Below are 18,855 nucleotides of genomic sequence, written 5' to 3'. Positions count from 1 at the left end.
GATGAATCGGCCATTATTCGGCGATCTTTAATCAAAAGGAGGCTAAATGATGTCAACGCTACCTTCGTTGGGGTTCGCCGGAATCGGTCTGATGGGCTTGCCGATGTGCCGCCGCTTGCTGGCCGCCGGTTACCCGCTGAGCGTGTGGAACCGCAACCCGGACAAATGCGCGCCACTGGTTGAGGCCGGCGCCCGGCAAGTGGCGACCCCGGCTGAACTGTGCGCACACGCCGACGTGGTGATGCTGTGCCTGGCTGATACGGCGGTGGTGCGCGAGGTGGTGTTCGGCGCGGGCGGTGTCGCTGAGGGTGGCAAGAGCGGTCAGTTGCTGGTGGATTTTTCCAGCCTGGAACCGACCGCGACGCGCGAGATGGCCGCTGAATTGGCGCAGAAAACCGGCATGTCCTGGCTGGACTCACCGGTGTCCGGTGGTGTGGTCGGTGCCGAGGCCGGCAGTCTGGCAATTATGGTCGGTGGTGAAGCGGCGGATCTTCAGCGAGTGCGCCCGGTGCTGCTCAATCTCGGTCAGCGCGTTACGCACATGGGCGGCGTTGGCGCCGGTCAGGTGACCAAGGCCTGCAATCAAATGATCGTCGCTTGTAATGCATTGGTAATTGCTGAAGTGGTGGCGCTGGCGGAAAAAGCCGGGGTCGATGCCAGCCTGATCGCCGAAGCATTGGCCGGCGGTTTTGCCGATTCGAAACCGTTGCAGATCCTCGCCCCGCAAATGGCCGAAAGCCGTTTCGAGCCGATCAAATGGCACGTGCGCACGCTGCTCAAGGATCTCGACACCGCGGTGAAGTTTTCTCGCGAACAGGGCTCGGCCACGCCGATCAGCGGATTGGCCGCACAATTGATGCGCCTGCATGGGGCGCAGGGCTTTTTGGCGAAGGATCCAGCAACGCTGGTGCAAATGTACCGCGCGCCAGAATCAACGGATTGACCGCATGGGACTGTTTGCGCTGATTGATTTCTTCCAGCACCGGGCGTAATTCGTCGAGCGGCACCGGGCGACTGAGCAGGTAACCCTGAATGAAATCGCAGCCCGAGCGTTCGAGAAATTCGTACTGCTCCAGGGTTTCGACGCCTTCGGTGACCACCTGCAAATGCAGGGTGTGCGCCATGACGATGATCGCCTGGACGATTTCCATGTCCGCCGTGGCATTGGGAATGTCGATGATGAACGAGCGATCGATTTTCAGCGTATTCAGCGGCAGACGCTTGAGGTAGGCCAGCGACGAATAACCGGTGCCGAAGTCATCGATCGACAGCGACACACCGAGGGCGCGGATCTGCCGCAGCAGCACCAGGGTGTTGGCGATATTGCCCATCAGCGCATTCTCGGTGACTTCCAGCTCCAGCCGTTCCGGCGCGACCCCGGCGGTGCGTAAGGCGTTTTCGATTTCGTCAGCCAGTTCTTCGCGGCCAAGGTTCAGCGGCGAGCAGTTCCAGGCGATTTTCAATTCATCGCAGCCGTGGCGCGACAGTTCTCCCAAATCCTTGCAGGCGCGACGCAGCACCCAGTTGTCCAGTTCGGCGATCAGGCCATTGTTTTCGGCGATGCTGATAAAACGATCCGGCGTCAGCAGGCCGTTGACCGGGTGCTGCCAGCGGATCAACGCTTCGAGCTTGGTGACCTTGCCGGTTTTCAGTTCGAAGATCGGCTGGTAATACAGCATCAAACCATTTTCTTCGCGCAGGGCATGACGCAGTTCTTCTTCGAGCTGCAACTCCATGGTCGCGCGGTTTTTCAGGTTGGAATTGAAAAAGTGCAGGCCGTTGCGCCCGGCACCTTTGGATTGATACAGCGCCAGATCGGCGTGCTTGAGCAGTTCCTCGCAGGTGGTGCCGTCGTCCGGAAACAGACTGATGCCGATGCTGGTGGTCATCACCATGCGCCGCCCGGCCAGCTCAATCGGCTCCTTCATTTTTTGCATGATGCGCTGGGCCATGCTGCGCGCTTCTTCGCGGTCATGCAGGCCGATGAGGATGCAGAACTCGTCGCCACCGAACCGCGCGACCACGTCTTCATGGCTGCGCACCGAGCCTTTGATGTGGTCAGCGATGACTTTCAACAGCGCGTCGCCGGCGTCATGGCCGAGGCTGTCGTTGATGCGTTTGAAGTGGTCGATGTCGAGAAACATCACCGCGAGCATGCCGCCCTCGATGGCTTTCTGATTGAGCTTCTCGGCGAAGATCTGATTGAAACCGCGGCGGTTGATCAGGTTGGTCAGCGCGTCGTAATTGGCCACTTGCTGCAGCGACATGCGCGCCTGGTCGAGCTGGCTGAGCAGGGCGTTGACCCGGCGCAGGTCATGCTCCTTGTGTTGCAGTTTTTTATCGGCGAGTGCGGCGCTGATCGCGCTGCCGAGAATCAGCAAGGTGATCAGGGCCACGGTCAGGCCCAATTGCAGGTGGCTGGTTTCGGCGGTCAATGTCGGCGTGCTGGCCTCGGGCAAAATCAGCTTGAGGGCGGCCATCCCGGTGAAATGCATGCTGAAAATGCCGGCGCCGAGGATCAGTGCGGCGCTGTATTTGAGTATTTGATGAAGTAAACCGCTGCCTTCGCGCAGATAGCCTGCCACCCACAGAGCGGCGAAACTGGCGCCGATGGCGATCACCACTGACAGGGTGAACAGTCCAGGATCGTAGTACGAGGTGGCGGCCGATTGCATCGCCGCCATGCCGACGTAATGCATGCCGGCAATGCCCAGACCGATGACGAGCGCGGTTTTCAGGTAGAGCACCAGACTGGGCTGGGATTCGCTCAGGGTGTGCATGGCCAGCCACGAGGCGAGCAGGGCGATGAGCAGGGAAAACAGGGTGATGGGCAGGTCGTACTGGATGTCGATCGGTGCCTGAAACGCAAGCATGCCGATGAAGTGCATGGCCCAGATGCCGCCGGCCAGGCAGGTCGCGCCGATCCAGCGCCATAGTCGCTGTGAACGCGGTTCTTCCGCGTGACCGACGCGTTCGGCCATGTCGAGGGTGGCAAAACTGGCGGCGCACGCGACCAGATAGGCCACCAGCACCAGCAGCGGGTTATGGCTGCAATTAAGAATGACCTGCCCGCTCTCCGGCAGCTCGGTAACAAACTGCAAACCAAGCCACTCCATAGCATGCCCCGTCTCTGAGTCGTCCTTACTGCGCGGCTAGCGCAGGCGAATGACTGGAGTATAGAGGCGGTTTTCGCAGAGCAAGTGGTAGTGGCACATTGGCGCTAATGATTTCGGCATTAGCGTCATAGCGATTGGCGCTAAAGGCTTAGGCGATCTGTTCGAAAGGGATTTGCGCCCATTCCGGTTGCAGCGGCGGCAGGCCAAAACGTGCGCGGGCCTTATCGCAATCGACGTTCTGCTCGCCGTTTTCCCACGACGATTCGAACTCGCGGCAGGGACTGGAACGCAATTCATAAATGGAGCACTTCACTTCGCTACCGACTTCGCCTTCCAGCGCCGTGCAGCGTGGCGATTTGCAGTCGGTGCCGTTCATCGCCACCCGGCTCGGGCTGATCTGCGTGACCAGTTCATCGGGCACGGTGCCGCCGGAGGAAGCGCACTCACCCCAGAAAAAAGACACACGGAAATGGGAACAACAGGCACCGCAATTCAGACACGGACTGACTTCGGACATGGACGGGGGTATCAAAGGGATTGATCGGGAGATCCGGACGGATCCGGCGGCTATTCTAGGCTTCGCCACGGCGTTGGGAAGGGGGGCGTGAAACTATTTTTTTGTGGCAAGGTTTTGCCGTAAAAGCCCCGGTTTTCGGGGGATTCAAGCGTTATCAAGGGCTTACGTTTCGTTACAGTGCCATGGCCCGATATCAGGCAGACGAATGATCACAGACAGCCCCCCTCAGGCTGACTAGATTGCAGGTTCCGGGCTCGGATGCGTTGGCAGTGAAGCCCTATAACAATAAAGAGACGGACCCATGCAGAACTCGACCCAAGCGGCGAATGCCTGGCGCATTCTGTTCCTGCTGTTCCTCGCCAACCTGTTCAACTTCTTCGACCGCACCATTCCGGCGATCATCATCGAGCCAATCCGCATGGAATGGCACCTCAGTGACTTTCAACTGGGCATCGTCGGTACCGCATTCACCCTTGTTTACGCGATTGCCGGCCTGCCGTTGGGGCGCATGGCCGACACCGGCTCACGGCGCAAACTGATGGGCTGGGGCCTGGCGACGTGGAGCGCGCTGACCGCAGTCAACGGGCTGGTCGGCAGCTTCTGGAGCTTTTTGATCGTGCGCATGGGCATCGGCATCGGTGAGGCCAGTTATGCGCCGGCAGCCAACTCGCTGATCGGCGATCTGTTCCCGGCGCATCGTCGGGCGCGGGCGATGGGCATTTTCATGCTCGGTCTGCCGCTGGGCTTGTTGCTGGCGTTCTTCACCATCGGCTGGATGGTCAAGGCATTCGACAGCTGGCGCGCGCCGTTTTTTATCGCGGCGGTGCCGGGGCTGGTCCTGGCGATCTTCATGTTCTTCATTAAAGAGCCGAAGCGCGGCGCGGCGGAAACCGTGCAGGTTTCGCAGGAACGCGTCGACAAGCCGATCCGGCGGATTCTGGCCGTGCCGACCTTTCTCTGGCTGGTGATGGCCGGGTTGTGCTTCAACTTCGCGACCTATGCCTGCAACTCGTTTCTGGTGCCGATGCTGCAGCGCTATTTCCTCATGCCGCTGCAGGAAGCGGCCGTGGCGACTGGCGTGATCGTCGGCGTGACCGGACTGATCGGTTTGACGCTGGGCGGCTGGATTGCGGACAAGATTCACCAGCGCGTGGCCAACGGGCGGCTGTTGTTCGCGGCGTTCAGTCTGATTATTTCGACCCTGTGCACGGCGTGGGCATTGCATTCCGGGCGCATCGAGATTGGTGTGTTTGTCGCGGTATTCAGTGTCGGCTGGCTGTTTGCCTACAACTTCTACACCTGCGTTTACACCGCGATTCAAGACGTGGTCGAACCGCGTCTGCGGGCGACGGCGATGGCGTTGTTCTTTGCCGGGTTGTATCTGCTGGGCGGTGGCTTGGGGCCGGTGGTGGTCGGTGGTTTGTCCGATCACTTTGCGCACACGGCGATGCTGGCGGCGGGGGCTGAGCAGATGAGCGAGGCGTTCAAGGCAGTCGGGCTGCATGACGCGATGTATTTGATTCCGGTGGCGCTGTTTCTGACGATGGTGTTTCTGTTTCTCGCGGCGCGGTGTTTTGTGCGCGATGCGCAGAGGATGAAGGAAGGTTTGGTTGCGGTGGTTGAACCAGAGGTTGCAGTGGCGACGGCTTAAGATCAAAAGATCGCAGCCTTCGGCAGCTCCTACATGGGAATGCGGTTCCTGTAGGAGCTGCCGAAGGCTGCGATCTTTGCTTGATCGTGCCCACGCTCTGCGTGGGAATGCAGCACGGGACGCTCTGCGTCCCTTTCCAGAGCTGGAACGCTGAGCGTCCCTTGAGGCATTCCCACGCGGAGCGTGGGAACGATCGGCCCGCATCGCTGCGGGCCTTGTTGTTTCAGCAGAGGAGCAGGGCGGTTTAACCCGCCACCAACACCCGAATCGCTTCCAGGCGCAACGCCGCTTTGTCCAGCATCGCCAGACCTTGCTCACGCTGTTCACGCAATGCCACCAGTTCGCTGTCACGTACGGTCGGGTTGACCGCTTGCAACGCGGTCAGGCGCGCCAGTTCTTCGTCGGTGTCAGCCGCCAGACGGCGACGGGCCTCGGCCACGCGCTCGGCGTGACGCGGGGTGATCTTGTCTTCACCGGCGTTGATCCGTGGCGTCAGCTGATCGCGCTGGGCCTGGATGAACTTGTTGGCGCTGGCGCGCGGCACGCTTTCCAGCTGATCGTTCAGGGTTTCAAACGAGACGCGTGGCGACAGATCGTTGCCATTGGCATCGAGCAGGCAGCGCAGGGCGGCCGGCGGCAGGTAGCGGCCCAACTGCAGCGCGCGCGGAGCCACCACTTCGCTGACGTAGAGCAATTCCAGCAACACGGTGCCCGGCTTCAGCGCCTTGTTTTTGATCAGCGCGACGGCGGTGTTGCCCATCGAACCGGACAGCACCAGATCCATGCCGCCCTGCACCATCGGGTGTTCCCAGGTGATGAACTGCATGTCTTCGCGCGACAGCGCTTGGTTACGGTCGTAAGTGATGGTCACGCCTTCGTCGTCGCCCAGCGGGAAGCTGGCGTCGAGCATCTTCTCGCTCGGCTTGAGGATCAGGGCGTTTTCCGAATGGTCTTCGCTGTCGATGCCGAACGCGTCGAACAGGGTTTCCATGTAGATCGGCAGGGCGAACTGATCGTCTTGCTCAAGGATGTCCTCGACCAGTGCTTCACCTTCGCCAGCGCCGCCGGAGTTGAGCTCCAGCAAACGGTCGCGACCGGTGTGCAGCTCGGCTTCGAGACGCTCACGCTCGCTGCGCGCTTCGTCGATCAGCGCTTGCCACTCGCTGTCGTCGGCTTCTTCGAGCAACGGCAGCAGGCGCGGGCCGAACTGATGCTGCAAGGCGTTGCCGGTCGGGCAAGTGTTGAGGAACGCGTTCAGCGCTTCGTGGTACCACTGGAACAGGCGCTCTTGCGGGCTGGTTTCCAGGTACGGCACGTGCAGTTCGATGATGTGCTTCTGGCCGATCCGGTCGAGACGACCGATACGCTGCTCAAGCAAATCCGGGTGCGACGGCAGATCGAACAGCACCAGGTGGTGTGCGAACTGGAAGTTACGACCTTCACTGCCGATTTCCGAGCAGATCAGCACTTGCGCGCCGAACTCTTCATCGGCGAAGTACGCGGCGGCGCGGTCACGCTCAAGGATGTTCATGCCTTCGTGGAACACCGTGGCCGGGATGCCGGAACGCACGCGCAGGGCGTCTTCCAGATCCATCGCGGTTTCGGCGTGGGCACAGATCACCAGCACTTTGGTGCGCTTGAGCATTTTCAGCTGATCGATCAGCCATTCGACGCGCGGGTCGAATTTCCACCAGCGTTCTTCTTCGCTGGCGTCCGGCTGCGCCTGGAAGCTGACTTCCGGGTACAGCTCGGCGTGATCGCCCAACGGCAGTTCGAGGTATTCGTCCGGGCACGGCAGCGGGTACGGGTGCAGTTTGCGCTCCGGGAAACCCTGCACGGCGGCGCGGGTGTTACGGAACAGCACGCGGCCAGTGCCGTGGCGGTCAAGCAGTTCACGCACGAGGCGGGCACTGGCTTCAGTGTCGCCATCGTTGACCGCGGTCAGCAGGGCTTCGCCTTCGTTGCCGAGGAAACCCTGAATGGTTTTGTGCGCTTTGGCCGAGAGACGGCCCTTGTCGAGCAGTTCCTGAACGGCTTCGGCCACCGGGCGATAGTTGTCGCTCTCGGCACGGAACGCGGCCAGGTCGTGGAAACGGTTTGGATCGAGCAGGCGCAGACGGGCAAAGTGGCTGTCCTGACCAAGTTGTTCCGGAGTCGCGGTGAGCAGCAGCACGCCCGGGATGACTTCGGCGAGTTGCTCGACCAGCGAGTATTCGGCGCTGGCCTTTTCTTCGTGCCAGACCAAGTGGTGCGCTTCGTCGACCACCAGCAAATCCCAACCGGCGGCGAACAGCGCATCCTGCGCCTTCTCGTCGTCGACCAGCCATTCCAGCGCGACCAGCGCCAGTTGGGTGTCTTCGAACGGGTTGGTGGCATCGCTTTCGATAAAGCGTTCTTCGTCGAACAGCGCAACTTGGAGGTTGAAACGACGGCGCATCTCCACCAGCCACTGGTGCTGGAGGTTTTCCGGGACGAGGATCAGCACGCGGTTGGCGCGGCCCGAGAGCAGTTGGCGATGGATCACCAGACCGGCTTCAATGGTTTTACCCAGACCCACTTCGTCCGCCAGCAATACGCGCGGCGCAATGCGGTCGGCGACTTCACGGGCGATGTGCAATTGGTGCGCGATCGGTTGCGCACGCACGCCACCCAGGCCCCAGAGCGAAGATTGCAGCTGGCGGCTAGTGTGTTCGAGGGTGTTGTAACGCAGCGAGAACCACGACAGCGGGTCAATCTGCCCGGCGAACAGACGGTCGCTGGCCAGACGGAACTGAATGAAGTTCGACAGCTGGGTTTCTGGCAGGGTAACGGCTTCGTTCTGCCCGTTGAGGCCGTGATAAACCATCAGCCCGTCGACATCGTCGACTTGCTGCACGGTCATCTTCCAGCCTTCGAAGTGGGTAATGGTGTCACCCGGCGAGAATCGCACGCGGGTGAGGGGCGCATTCCGTAGCGCGTACTGGCGGGTTTCGCCAGTGGCCGGGTAGAGCACGGTCAACAAGCGGCCGTCCTGTGCCAGAACGGTGCCTAAACCCAGCTCGGCTTCGCTGTCACTGATCCAGCGTTGCCCCGGTTGATACTGCTGCGCCATGCTGCCTGACTCCCACCTTGAAAAAGCGGGCTATCTTAACGGAATGAGGGCTTCAGGGCCAAAGATTACTGGCGTAGGAGCTGCCGAAGGTTGCGATCTTTTGATCTTTGGAAACACTTGAGTTCTGCGCTGTCCGATGAAAGATCGCAGCCTGCGGCAGCTCCTACAGGTGCCAAGTGCGTCACAGAATTGCGACGGGTGGCTCAAGGCGTGTTTGCCTTAGCCGATAGCCTGCTGACAGGAGAACCCCCATATGTTGCCACCGATGCTCCCCTTGAGCGCTGTGCCGATCACTTCGCAGCAGGATCCGATCCGCCAGCGGCCGGATATTCCGCCGGTGGTGCCGGTGCAGGAAAGCTCCAACGAAAGCACGATCGATTTGCAAAAACGCGATCCGGAAGAGGATCGACTGCTGGCGCGCGAAGAACAGCGCCGTCAGCAGGAGCGTGATCGTCGCCGTCGCGAGGCCGACGAAGATCCCGAAGAGCATCTGGCCGTGCCGGGTACGGTGCTTAACGCCGACAATACCGTGCCGGTGGTGCCGTTGATTGAAGATCAGCCGCGTCAGGGCTTGTGGGTCGATATCGAGATTTGAGCGGCTCTGGCTAGATGATTGGTTTGATCGTGTTTGGCTGGGTGGCTGGTCAGCGCTGGCGGCAGGCGGCATTATTGGCGCAGTCCTGCCGGTGATGTGGCAGTTGTGATTCTTTGAAGCGATGTTCTGAACGCCATGAGCCAAGACGACAAACTGATCGACCTCAGCACTGAACGCGCCAAGCGGGTGCATGACATTAAAGAGAAGCGGCTGAACGAAGTGCGTCAGGCGTTTGAGCAGGCGATGCCGTTGGGCAAGCCGAAGAAAAAGTTGAAGAACAAGCCGAAAAAACGTTGATCTCCCCCTGCATCTGTTGATGCAGGTCAGTTATTTCCCCTCCTTTCTCTCCCTTCGATGCGGTTATTGATCCCGGTCAATTTGTGCGCCTGTGTGTTTGGTAATTTAGTCCCATCGCAGCAAAGCAGGGGCCAGGAGGCCAGTCATGTTTTTCGATAACGTGGTGTTTGCCGGGGTTCTGACTGTAGGGCTGATGGTTCTGTTTTTTGCAGGGTTTGGATTTTTTATCTGGAAGGATGCGCATAAGCGTAAGAAGTGATTCTTCTGGATTGATGGGCACGCAAGGCATTTTGGGGCGACTTCGGTTGCCCCTTTTTTTTTGCCTTGGCGGCCTTTGGGCCGACCAGGCAGGGGGGGTGTTTTGTGAATATCCGTTGCTGCGGTAACGGCTGCTTAGGGTTTCGCCCTTACGGCGAGTCACCTTTTCCAGACGCCGAAAAGGTAACCGAAAAGGCTTTGCCCTGACGTTCGGCCCGCTCGCTGGGGCTCGGGGTTCCTTCGCTCCGGGATTGATCCGGAGGGCAGCGCCTACGGTTTGCTTCGCTGCACCTCCTCTCGCTGTGTTTGGCTGCGCCAAACGGTCGCTGCGCTCCCACCCCCGGATCAATCCCTCCACTCAGCCTGCCGACGGGCTCCGAGATCAAGATCAAGATCAAGAGCAGGCGAGCTGACACTCGGCCTATTGAGTGGTGTGGAGCACGGCGCGCTTGGCTTTGGTTTTTGTGGTGTTTTTGCCCCTCATCGGAACGCCGCCCGCCCAGCCCTCTCCCGAGGGAGAGGGAGCCGATGGTGGGCTTTTCAAAATATGCATTCGACTCGGCATCCCAAGCCGGCGTACCTCTCCCAAACACCCCGATCAGTCCCCTCTCCCTCCGGGAGAGGGCTAGGGTGAGGGGCTCTTGATCTTGATCTGGCTTTTGACGTGGCTTTTGATCTCAAGCCCCTTCGGCAGGCCGAGCGTAGGTGTCCATCCGGGGATCAGGCGCGTAGCGCCGTGCGGCGTAGCCGCACACATCGAGAGGAGGTGCAGCGAAGCAAACCGTAGGCGATGTCCCCGGATGGACACCGTAGCGAGGGAACACTGAGCCTAAGCGAAGTGCCGTACGCCGGGGCAAAGCCTTTTGGGTTACCTTTTCGGCGTTTGGAAAAGGTAACTCGCTGTAAGAGCGAAACCGCCAGCAGCCATCACCGCAGCAACGGATATGCCCCCAATCCCAACCCCAACCCCCGAACCAAAAAAAAGGCGCGATCCCAAAGAATCGCGCCTTCTTCATATACAGCTATCTATCAACTACCCAAAGCCTTCGAAGCCAACCAGAACAACCCAGCCGACAACGCCACGGTAGCCGGCAGGGTCAACACCCAAGCCAACAGAATAGTGCGAACAGTCCCACCTTGCAGGCCGCTCTTATTCGCGACCATGGTCCCCGCCACACCCGAAGACAACACATGAGTCGTCGACACCGGCAAACTGAAGATGTTGGCCAAACCAATCAAACTCGCCGTAGTGATCTGCGCCGACATGCCCTGCGAATAGGTCATGCCCTGCTTGCCGATCTTCTCGCCAATGGTCAGAACCACACGTTTCCAGCCAACCATGGTGCCCAGACCCAGCGCCAGTGCAACCGCCAGAATCACCCAGAACGGGGCGTATTCAGTGGTCGTGGTCAGGTCTTTACGCAACTTGTCGAGGTCAGCCTTTTCACGGGCATCCAGAACCGGCAACTTGCTGACTTTCTTCGCGGTATCGTCCAGGCACAGCAAGTAGCGACGCACTTCGATGCGGCTATCCGACGACAACGAATGGTAGTCCGCTACACCTTTAAGCGTGTGCAGCAGGGCGCTGATGGTCGGTTCGGTCTGCTGCGGGTTGCAGCGGAATTTCTCCGGCAGGTCGCCGTCTACGCTCTTGCCCAGTGCGAGGAATTCACCCAGCGAATCGGCGTTGCGCTGGTAGAACTGGCTCAGGTGCAGAGTAGCGTCGCGGGTGCGTTCGATCTGGTAAGTGGTGCTGTTCAGGTCGAGAACGAACTGCGCCGGCACGATACCGATCAACACCAGCATGATCAGGCCGATGCCTTTCTGGCCATCGTTGGAACCGTGCACGAAGCTCACGGCCATGGCCGAGATCACCAGAACCAGACGGTTCCAGAACGGCGGATGCTTTTTGTCGTCGAGTTTGCGGCGCTGTTCAGGCGTCTTGTGCATCTTCGACAGCGGGCGCCACCATTTCAGGCCGATCAGGATCAGCGCTGCAATCAGGAAGCCAGCCATCGGCGAGAACACCAGCGAAGCGCCGATGTCGATCGCTTTCTGCCAGTTAACGCCGTCGGCCAACGGAATGTCGTTGATCAACGCGTTGGCCAGGCCGACACCGAGGATCGAGCCGATCAGGGTGTGGGAACTGGACGCCGGGATACCGAAGTACCAGGTGCCGAGGTTCCAGGCGATTGCCGCTGCGAGCAACGAGAAAACCATCGCAAGGCCATGGCCGGTGTTCACATTGATCAGCAGTTCAACCGGCAGCAGGTGGACAATGGCATACGCCACGCCAACGCCACCCAGCAGCACGCCGAGGAAATTGAACACACCGGAAAAGAACACCGCCAGGTGCGGCGGCATGGCTTTGGTGTAGATAACAGTGGCTACCGCGTTAGCGGTGTCATGAAATCCATTGATGAACTCGAAGGCGAGGACAAACGTCAGGGCGAGCAAGAGGCTCACAAGCACCCAAGCATCCAGTCCGCTGAATAAATCGATCATGAAGGTTTTCTGACCCGGTCGTAAGGGGGCGCGATTATGCCAGAAAAGACTGGAAATCGATGCCCTCAGTGCTCATCGGTAACGCACTTCTTCGATTTAATTTGTTGCAGCACATGAAAACCAAGCGGCGTGCAGGGTTTTTCAAGCCTTTGATTTGTCTATAAAAAGGCTTTTTGGAACAAGCGTTTTACCCGCGTTTGGAGGGCTCAAACGCTTGTCTGAAATATCTGTGAAACTTTCCGAAGCTGTCCTTTAGCCGGTTCTACGCAGAATCAGCCGCTGCCCGCGCGTAGCGGGCGCGCAAGGCATCGTCTCGGCACCGCGTGGGTAACCGGTGCGTACACGGATGCTCAAGGCCTTCAAAAACCGTGGCTCATGGCTCTTCGGCTTTGAGTTCCTTTTCGATCTTTTCGATTTCTTGCTTGAAGACCTGATCCTGAACGGTAGGGCGTTTGCGCCATGCCTTGCGTTCCGGTTCTGGTTGAGCGGCGTAGGTGGTGACTTCCCCGCCGTAAACATCCTTGTAACGTTGTTCTTGGCGCTCAAGTTCCGCGCGCAGTTCGTCTTTCGTCACAGTGCTACCTGTATGAGTTGAGATAAGTGTCTGGTGAATCGCACTGCAACGAGTCGATTGAGCGGGCCCGTCGAGAACTCAACGCCAGAACAGGCATTGATGTCTTCGGCAGGGCGATCAAGACTTCCATGTTACAGGCGGCTACGACACCAGATTAAAACGGACGCAGCATCAGTTCCTGTTTCAGCGAGCGCTGGCGTTACATCAATCATGAGCGTCAGGCGCTTGCCGGGGCTGGCGGCGATTGGCGTCGCCTCAGCCGGTGACCACCTCGATGAATAACGGGTGCCACTGAGGTGCATTATAGCGGTCGATTCAGGATTGACTATCGTTGCCAAGTTAAAAACGGTTCGGGATGTGTGATTGTTTTGTTAATCGTAACTTTCTCGGGTAGTTGAAGTGCAAGCAAACGTTTACTTCGCCGCGATCTGTTTTTGGCGCCATTTAGTCGATCAACTAAATCTTGATTGAGTTCCCCGGCAAAGTTGCACAAGCGTCTCAAATAGAAAGCCACAGCAGAGGAGGGCGATTGCGATTATCGGTCGACGGTTCGATAATCGCCCAATGTTGATGGCCCGCCGCTTGTGCATCTGCCCGCGAGCCGTTTGTATAGCCATTGATCCGTGTCGGGTAAAAAGGACAATAAATGAACGATCAAATGCGCAACTCCTTCACTTCCGTGGCGCCGCCGATCGTCGCCTCGCCGGCCAAGCGGATTCAGGCGCTGACCGGTGATCCGGATTTCATGACGTCGCTGGCCCGTGGCCTGGCGGTGGTGCAGGCGTTTCAGGAGCGCAAACGTCATCTGACCATCGCGCAGATCAGCCACCGCACGGAAATTCCCCGCGCCGCGGTGCGCCGTTGCCTACATACGTTGATCAAACTCGGCTACGCCACCACCGACGGACGCACCTATTCTCTGCTGCCGAAAGTGCTGACCCTCGGCCACGCTTATCTGTCGTCGACGCCGCTGGCTGTGTCCGCGCAGCCGTACCTCGATCGCATGAGCGAGCAACTGCACGAAGCCTGCAACATGGCCACACTTGAGGGCGACGACATTCTTTACATCGCGCGGTCGGCGACCACGCAGCGGCTGATCTCGGTCGACCTGTCGGTGGGCGGGCGTCTGCCGGCGTATTGCACATCGATGGGCCGAATCCTGCTGGCAGCGCTGGACGACACGTCCTTGCGCGAATACCTCGACCACGCTGAACTGGTGGCTAAAACCAGCCGCACGATCCACACCCCCGACGCGTTGCTCGAATGTTTGCAGGAAGTGCGGCAGCAAGGTTGGTGCATCGTCGATCAGGAATTGGAACAAGGCCTGCGCTCGATTGCCGTACCGGTCTACGACGCTTCGGGCCAAGTGGTGGCGGCGCTCAACGTCAGCACCCACGCCGGTCGCGTCAGTCGCACCGAGCTTGAGCAGCGCTTTCTGCCGGGCCTGCTCAGCGCCAGCCGCGACCTCAGCGCGCAGTTGTTTGCCTGATGAAGCTGTTCGATAAACGCACAGTGTTGCGTTTATCGAATTGACGCTAAAACCCCCGGATCATTAATGTCGCGGCAGCGTCATCCGGCGCTGTTGTGAATGAGCCCGCCGGACTGTCGACTCCCATAATAATGACAAGAGGCAACTCACCATGCGCACGCTCCCCGACTGTCTCCGCTCCAACCGCTGTTGCCGGGTTCACCGCAACGCCTGATTGCAACCTTCTATTCTTGTAGCTGTGCCGCTCCCTGGCCGGCCGCCGTTCGACTGCGTTTTTTGCGTGGATAAAAATAATGAACCAGCCTCAGTCCGCTGTGGGTCAGTGCCTCGACGTGCAGACCTTCATCAACGCCCAACCGATCTCGCGCTATCAATGGCGGGTGGTGATCTTGTGTTTCCTGATTGTCTTTCTCGATGGCCTCGACACCGCCGCGATGGGCTTCATTGCCCCGGCGTTGTCGCAGGACTGGGGCATCGACCGCGCCAGCCTCGGCCCGGTAATGAGCGCCGCGTTGATCGGCATGGTCTTCGGCGCACTGGGTTCCGGCCCTTTGGCTGACCGCTTTGGGCGAAAAGTCGTACTCGTCGGCGCCGTGATTCTGTTCGGTGCCTTCAGCCTGGCGTCGGCCTACAGCACTAACGTTGAACAACTGCTGGTGCTGCGCTTCCTGACCGGTCTCGGTCTGGGTGCGGGGATGCCCAATGCCACCACGCTGCTCTCGGAGTACACCCCGGAGCGCAAGAAGTCGCTGCTGGTGACCAGCATGTTTTGCGGTTTCAACCTCGGCATGGCCGGTGGCGGGTTTATTTCCGCCAAACTGATTCCGGCGTTCGGCTGGCACAGTCTGCTGCTGATCGGCGGGATTTTGCCGCTGATCCTCGCGGTGGTGCTGCTGTTCTGGCTGCCGGAATCGGCGCGATACCTTGTCGTCCGTAACCGTGGCACCGACAAAGTGCGCAAAACCCTGGCGCCGATCGATCCGGTCACCGTCGCCCAAGCCTCTAGTTTCAGCGTGCCGGAACAAAAAACCGTGAAGGCACGCAATGTGTTCGCGGTGATCTTCTCCGGCACTTACAGCACCGGCACCTTGCTGCTGTGGCTGACCTACTTCATGGGCCTGGTCATCGTTTATCTGTTGACCAGTTGGCTGCCGACGCTGATGCGTGACAGTGGCGCGAGCATGGAACAAGCCGCGTTCATCGGTGCGCTGTTCCAATTCGGCGGGGTATTGAGCGCGGTCGCTGTGGGATGGGCGATGGATCGTTTCAATCCGCACAAGGTTATAGGCATTTTCTACCTGCTGGCCGGGGTGTTTGCCTACGCGGTGGGGCAGAGCTTGGGCAATATCACCTTGCTGGCGACTTTGGTGCTGGTGGCGGGGATGTGCGTGAACGGCGCGCAATCGGCAATGCCGTCGCTGGCGGCGCGGTTTTATCCGACGCAGGGGCGGGCGACCGGCGTGTCGTGGATGCTGGGGATTGGCCGCTTTGGCGCGATTCTCGGGGCGTGGATGGGCGCGACGTTGTTGGGCTTGGGCTGGAATTTTGAGCAGGTGTTGACGGCGTTGGTGATTCCGGCGGCGGTGGCGACGGCGGCGGTGGTGATCAAGGGCATGGTCAGTCATGCGGATGCCACCTGAGTACTACTGTCAGAATCTCCTTTGAATGTTCTGGCCCCTTCGCGAGCAAGCTCGCTCCCACATTGGAATGCATTTCAAAATGTGGGAGCGGGCTTGCTCGCGAAGCTTTTGATCGGATTGTTAGGCAAACAACAATCTGTTCGATAAACGAACACTCAGTCGATTATCGGATTGTTTGGCACTTTTCCCAGGCTTAATCTGCAGTGACTCCGGCGCTGAACCTCGCGCCTTTTTATCACTGGCGATTCATTACAAAAACAGGAGCCCGCTCCATGGCTGAGATCCTTTCGCTGCACGACGCGGTGAAGCAATTCGTCAACGACGGCGACACCGTCGCACTCGAAGGCTTCACTCACTTGATCCCTACGGCCGCAGGTCATGAAATCATTCGTCAGGGCAAGAAAGATCTGACGCTGGTGCGGATGACGCCTGACCTGATCTACGACCAACTGATCGGCGCCGGTTGCGCACGCAAACTGATTTTCTCCTGGGGCGGCAACCCTGGCGTGGGTTCGCTGCACCGTCTGCGCGACGCGGTCGAGAAACAATGGCCGCAGCCGCTGGAGATCGAAGAACACAGCCACGCCGACCTGGCGAATGCCTACGTCGCGGGCGCTTCCGGCCTACCGTTCGCGGTGCTGCGTGCCTACGCCGGTTCCGACCTGCCGAAGGTCAATCCGCTGATCAAAACCGTGACTTGCCCGTTCACCGGTGAAGTGTTGGCGGCCGTGCCGTCGGTGCGCCCGGACGTGACCTTGATCCACGCACAGAAAGCCGACCGCCAAGGCAACGTGCTGCTGTGGGGCATTCTCGGCGTGCAGAAAGAAGCCGCGCTGGCCGCCAAGCGCTGCATCGTTACCGTCGAAGAAATCGTCGACAACCTCAACGCACCGATGAACTCCTGCGTGTTGCCGACCTGGGCCTTGAGCGCAGTCTGCCATGTACCCGGCGGCGCACATCCGTCCTACGCCCACGGTTACAACGAGCGCGACAATCGTTTCTATCAGGCGTGGGATCCGATCGCCCGCGACCGTGAGACGTTTACCGCGTGGATCAACGAATACATCCATGGCTGCGCTGACTTCAGCGAGTTCCAGGCCAAGTTGGCCGCTGCTTCGGAGGCCAAGTAATGACTTACACCACCAATGAAATGATGACCGTCGCTGCGGCCCGTCGCCTGAAGAACGGCTCGGTGTGCTTCGTCGGCATCGGTCTGCCGTCGAAAGCCGCCAACCTCGCGCGTCTGACCTCGTCGCCGGACGTGGTGTTGATCTACGAATCGGGCCCGATTGGCGCCAAGCCGAGCGTGCTGCCGCTGTCCATCGGTGACGGCGAACTGGCGGAAACCGCCGACACCGTCGTCCCGACCGGTGAGATTTTTCGCTATTGGTTGCAGGGCGGACGCATCGACGTCGGTTTTCTCGGCGCCGCGCAGGTCGACCGTTTCGGCAACATCAACACCACCGTGGTCGGCGATTACTTCTCGCCGAAAGTGCGCCTGCCGGGTGCCGGTGGCGCGCCGGAAATTGCCGGCTCGGCGAAAAGCGTGTTGATCATCCTTAAACAGTCGGCGCGTTCGTTTGTCGACAAGCTCGATTTCATCACTTCGGTCGGTCACGGCGAGGGCGGCGATTCGCGCAAACGTCTGGGCCTGCCGGGCGCCGGCCCGGTCGGGATCATCACCGACCTGTGCATCATGGAGCCGGAAGAGGGCACCCACGAATTCGTGGTCACCGCACTGCACCCGGGCGTGACCCGCGAGCAAGTAATCGCGGCCACCGGTTGGGCGATTCGTTTTGCCGACAGCGTTGAGACCACCGCGGAGCCGACTGACGTCGAACTGACCGCGCTGCGCGATCTCGAAGCGCGCACCGCCGCGGCCCACGGTCAGGCACCGGGAGAAGCATGATGCGTGACGTTTATATCTGCGACGCGATTCGCACGCCGATCGGCCGTTTCGGCGGCGGACTGTCCGCCGTTCGTGCTGATGACCTGGCCGCCGTGCCGATCAAGGCCCTGATGGAGCGCAATCCATCGGTGGACTGGAACGCCATCGACGAGGTGTTCCTCGGCTGCGCCAACCAGGCTGGCGAAGACAACCGCAACGTGGCGCGCATGGCGCTGCTGTTGGCCGGCCTGCCGGAAACTGTGCCGGGCGTGACCCTCAATCGTCTGTGCGCTTCGGGCATGGATGCAATCGGCACGGCATTCCGCGCCATCGCCAGCGGCGAGATGGAGCTGGCGATTGCCGGCGGCGTCGAGTCGATGTCCCGCGCACCGTTCGTGATGGGCAAGGCTGACGCGGCGTTCTCGCGCAACATGAAACTGGAAGACACCACCATCGGCTGGCGTTTCATCAACCCGCTGATGAAGGCGCAATATGGCGTCGACGCGATGCCGCAGACCGCCGACAACGTCGCCGACGACTACAAAGTCTCGCGCGCCGATCAGGACGCTTTCGCCCTGCGCAGTCAGCAACGTACTGCCGCCGCGCAGGCTGCAGGATTTTTCGCTGAAGAAATCGTCGAAGTGCGGATTGCCCACAAGAAGGGTGAAACCGTGGTCAGCCAGGATGAACATCCGCGCGCCGACACCACGATTGAAGCGCTGACAAAATTGAAACCGGTCAACGGCCCGGACAAAACCGTTACCGCCGGCAATGCCTCCGGCGTCAACGACGGTGCCGCGGCGCTGATTCTCGCGTCCGCCGAAGCGGTGAAAAAACACGGCCTGACCGCCCGCGCCAAAGTGCTCGGCATGGCCAGCGCCGGCGTAGCGCCGCGCGTAATGGGCATCGGCCCGGTGCCAGCGGTGCGCAAATTGATCGAACGCCTCGGCGTAGCGGTCAGCGATTTCGACGTGATCGAACTCAACGAAGCGTTTGCCAGCCAAGGCTTGGCGGTGCTGCGTGAATTGGGTCTGGCGGATGACGCCGCGCAGGTCAACCCGAACGGCGGTGCGATTGCCCACGGTCACCCGTTGGGCATGAGCGGTGCGCGTCTGGTGTTGACCGCACTGCATCAGTTGGAAAAGACCGGTGGCAAGAAAGGTCTGGCGACCATGTGCGTCGGCGTCGGCCAAGGTCTGGCCCTGGCCATCGAACGCGTCTGACGCAAGCCGTG

15 protein-coding genes are annotated in these 18,855 nt (G+C 60.0%); 10 read left to right on the top strand and 5 right to left on the bottom strand.

Annotated elements, in window-relative coordinates; genetic code table 11:
* The first annotated feature begins 46 nt into the window (after positions 1–46).
* A complete protein-coding gene (locus KFS80_RS15780; RefSeq protein ID WP_212545276.1) occupies positions 47–943 on the top strand; it encodes an NAD(P)-dependent oxidoreductase in 897 nt (298 codons plus the stop codon).
* Here KFS80_RS15780 and KFS80_RS15775 read toward each other — a convergent pair.
* Both KFS80_RS15775 and KFS80_RS15770 read right to left on the bottom strand, forming a co-directional pair.
* Positions 834–3,116, bottom strand: a complete 2,283-nt coding sequence (locus KFS80_RS15775; RefSeq protein ID WP_212545275.1) for a putative bifunctional diguanylate cyclase/phosphodiesterase — start codon at positions 3,114–3,116, stop codon at positions 834–836. The two genes, KFS80_RS15780 and KFS80_RS15775, sit on opposite strands and share 110 nt — an antisense overlap.
* 148 nt (positions 3,117–3,264) lie before the next feature.
* Positions 3,265–3,633 carry a YkgJ family cysteine cluster protein gene (locus tag KFS80_RS15770; protein ID WP_212545274.1) on the bottom strand — a complete coding sequence of 123 codons (369 nt, stop codon included), beginning with the start codon at positions 3,631–3,633 and terminating at the stop codon, positions 3,265–3,267.
* Positions 3,634–3,934: 301 nt separating this feature from the next.
* On the opposite strand from KFS80_RS15770, the gene KFS80_RS15765 reads away from it, so the two are divergent.
* Positions 3,935–5,284, top strand: coding sequence for a spinster family MFS transporter (locus KFS80_RS15765; protein ID WP_212545273.1), 1,350 nt, complete (start codon positions 3,935–3,937; stop codon positions 5,282–5,284).
* A 244-nt stretch (positions 5,285–5,528) separates the two neighbouring features.
* Here KFS80_RS15765 and rapA read toward each other — a convergent pair whose 3' ends face one another.
* A complete protein-coding gene (rapA, locus tag KFS80_RS15760; protein WP_053117852.1) occupies positions 5,529–8,375 on the bottom strand; it encodes an RNA polymerase-associated protein RapA in 2,847 nt (948 codons plus the stop codon).
* Positions 8,376–8,628: 253 nt separating this feature from the next.
* On the opposite strand from rapA, the gene KFS80_RS15755 reads away from it, so the two are divergent.
* From KFS80_RS15755 to ccoM, 3 genes are all read left to right on the top strand, one after another.
* Positions 8,629–8,970, top strand: a complete 342-nt coding sequence (locus tag KFS80_RS15755; protein WP_053117854.1) for a hypothetical protein — start codon at positions 8,629–8,631, stop codon at positions 8,968–8,970.
* Between the two features lie 135 nt (positions 8,971–9,105).
* Entirely contained in the window at positions 9,106–9,267 is a 162-nt protein-coding gene (locus KFS80_RS15750) for a hypothetical protein (protein WP_212545272.1), read from the top strand.
* A 145-nt stretch (positions 9,268–9,412) separates the two neighbouring features.
* Entirely contained in the window at positions 9,413–9,526 is a 114-nt protein-coding gene (gene ccoM / locus KFS80_RS27105; protein WP_041070550.1) for a cytochrome c oxidase subunit CcoM, read from the top strand.
* Positions 9,527–10,554: 1,028 nt separating this feature from the next.
* Here ccoM and KFS80_RS15745 read toward each other — a convergent pair.
* Entirely contained in the window at positions 10,555–12,030 is a 1,476-nt protein-coding gene (locus KFS80_RS15745) for an inorganic phosphate transporter (protein WP_053117856.1), read from the bottom strand.
* A 373-nt stretch (positions 12,031–12,403) separates the two neighbouring features.
* Positions 12,404–12,604, bottom strand: coding sequence for a hypothetical protein (locus tag KFS80_RS15740; RefSeq protein ID WP_053117858.1), 201 nt, complete (start codon positions 12,602–12,604; stop codon positions 12,404–12,406).
* Positions 12,605–13,250: 646 nt separating this feature from the next.
* Between KFS80_RS15740 and pcaR the strand changes: the two genes are divergently transcribed.
* The 5 genes from pcaR to pcaF all read left to right on the top strand — a co-directional run bounded on the left by pcaR (position 13,251) and on the right by pcaF (position 18,844).
* A complete protein-coding gene (pcaR, locus tag KFS80_RS15735; protein ID WP_007917109.1) occupies positions 13,251–14,093 on the top strand; it encodes a pca regulon transcriptional regulator PcaR in 843 nt (280 codons plus the stop codon).
* Between the two features lie 293 nt (positions 14,094–14,386).
* A complete protein-coding gene (gene pcaK, locus KFS80_RS15730; RefSeq protein WP_053117860.1) occupies positions 14,387–15,733 on the top strand; it encodes a 4-hydroxybenzoate transporter PcaK in 1,347 nt (448 codons plus the stop codon).
* A gap of 272 nt (positions 15,734–16,005) precedes the next feature.
* Positions 16,006–16,863 (top strand): CoA transferase subunit A, encoded by an 858-nt coding sequence (locus tag KFS80_RS15725; protein WP_212545271.1) that lies wholly within the window; start codon positions 16,006–16,008, stop codon positions 16,861–16,863.
* Positions 16,863–17,642, top strand: a complete 780-nt coding sequence (locus KFS80_RS15720; RefSeq protein ID WP_212545270.1) for a CoA-transferase subunit beta — start codon at positions 16,863–16,865, stop codon at positions 17,640–17,642. The genes KFS80_RS15725 and KFS80_RS15720 overlap by 1 nt, the downstream gene beginning before the upstream one ends.
* Positions 17,639–18,844: a 3-oxoadipyl-CoA thiolase gene (gene pcaF / locus KFS80_RS15715; RefSeq protein WP_212545269.1), complete on the top strand. Its 1,206-nt coding sequence runs from the start codon at positions 17,639–17,641 to the stop codon at positions 18,842–18,844. The genes KFS80_RS15720 and pcaF overlap by 4 nt, the downstream gene beginning before the upstream one ends.
* Positions 18,845–18,855 lie beyond the last annotated feature (11 nt).

Origin of the sequence: Pseudomonas rustica, from assembly GCF_018336155.1 — a bacterium.
GTDB lineage: Bacteria > Pseudomonadota > Gammaproteobacteria > Pseudomonadales > Pseudomonadaceae > Aquipseudomonas > Aquipseudomonas rustica.
The sequence above is the reverse complement of the archived record's forward strand: the minus strand, read 5'-3'. Positions and strand labels throughout refer to the sequence as shown.

Bases quoted from the DNA above. Each gene is read 5' to 3' on its own strand.
- KFS80_RS15780 (WP_212545276.1), top strand. From the start codon at position 47: ATGATGTCAACGCTACCTTCGTTGGGGTTCGCCGGAATCGGTCTGATG.
- KFS80_RS15775 (WP_212545275.1), bottom strand. From the start codon at position 3,116: ATGGAGTGGCTTGGTTTGCAGTTTGTTACCGAGCTGCCGGAGAGCGGG.
- KFS80_RS15770 (WP_212545274.1), bottom strand. From the start codon at position 3,633: ATGTCCGAAGTCAGTCCGTGTCTGAATTGCGGTGCCTGTTGTTCCCAT.
- KFS80_RS15765 (WP_212545273.1), top strand. From the start codon at position 3,935: ATGCAGAACTCGACCCAAGCGGCGAATGCCTGGCGCATTCTGTTCCTG.
- rapA (WP_053117852.1), bottom strand. From the start codon at position 8,375: ATGGCGCAGCAGTATCAACCGGGGCAACGCTGGATCAGTGACAGCGAA.
- KFS80_RS15755 (WP_053117854.1), top strand. From the start codon at position 8,629: ATGTTGCCACCGATGCTCCCCTTGAGCGCTGTGCCGATCACTTCGCAG.
- KFS80_RS15750 (WP_212545272.1), top strand. From the start codon at position 9,106: ATGAGCCAAGACGACAAACTGATCGACCTCAGCACTGAACGCGCCAAG.
- ccoM (WP_041070550.1), top strand. From the start codon at position 9,413: ATGTTTTTCGATAACGTGGTGTTTGCCGGGGTTCTGACTGTAGGGCTG.
- KFS80_RS15745 (WP_053117856.1), bottom strand. From the start codon at position 12,030: ATGATCGATTTATTCAGCGGACTGGATGCTTGGGTGCTTGTGAGCCTC.
- pcaR (WP_007917109.1), top strand. From the start codon at position 13,251: ATGAACGATCAAATGCGCAACTCCTTCACTTCCGTGGCGCCGCCGATC.
- pcaK (WP_053117860.1), top strand. From the start codon at position 14,387: ATGAACCAGCCTCAGTCCGCTGTGGGTCAGTGCCTCGACGTGCAGACC.
- KFS80_RS15725 (WP_212545271.1), top strand. From the start codon at position 16,006: ATGGCTGAGATCCTTTCGCTGCACGACGCGGTGAAGCAATTCGTCAAC.
- KFS80_RS15720 (WP_212545270.1), top strand. From the start codon at position 16,863: ATGACTTACACCACCAATGAAATGATGACCGTCGCTGCGGCCCGTCGC.
- pcaF (WP_212545269.1), top strand. From the start codon at position 17,639: ATGATGCGTGACGTTTATATCTGCGACGCGATTCGCACGCCGATCGGC.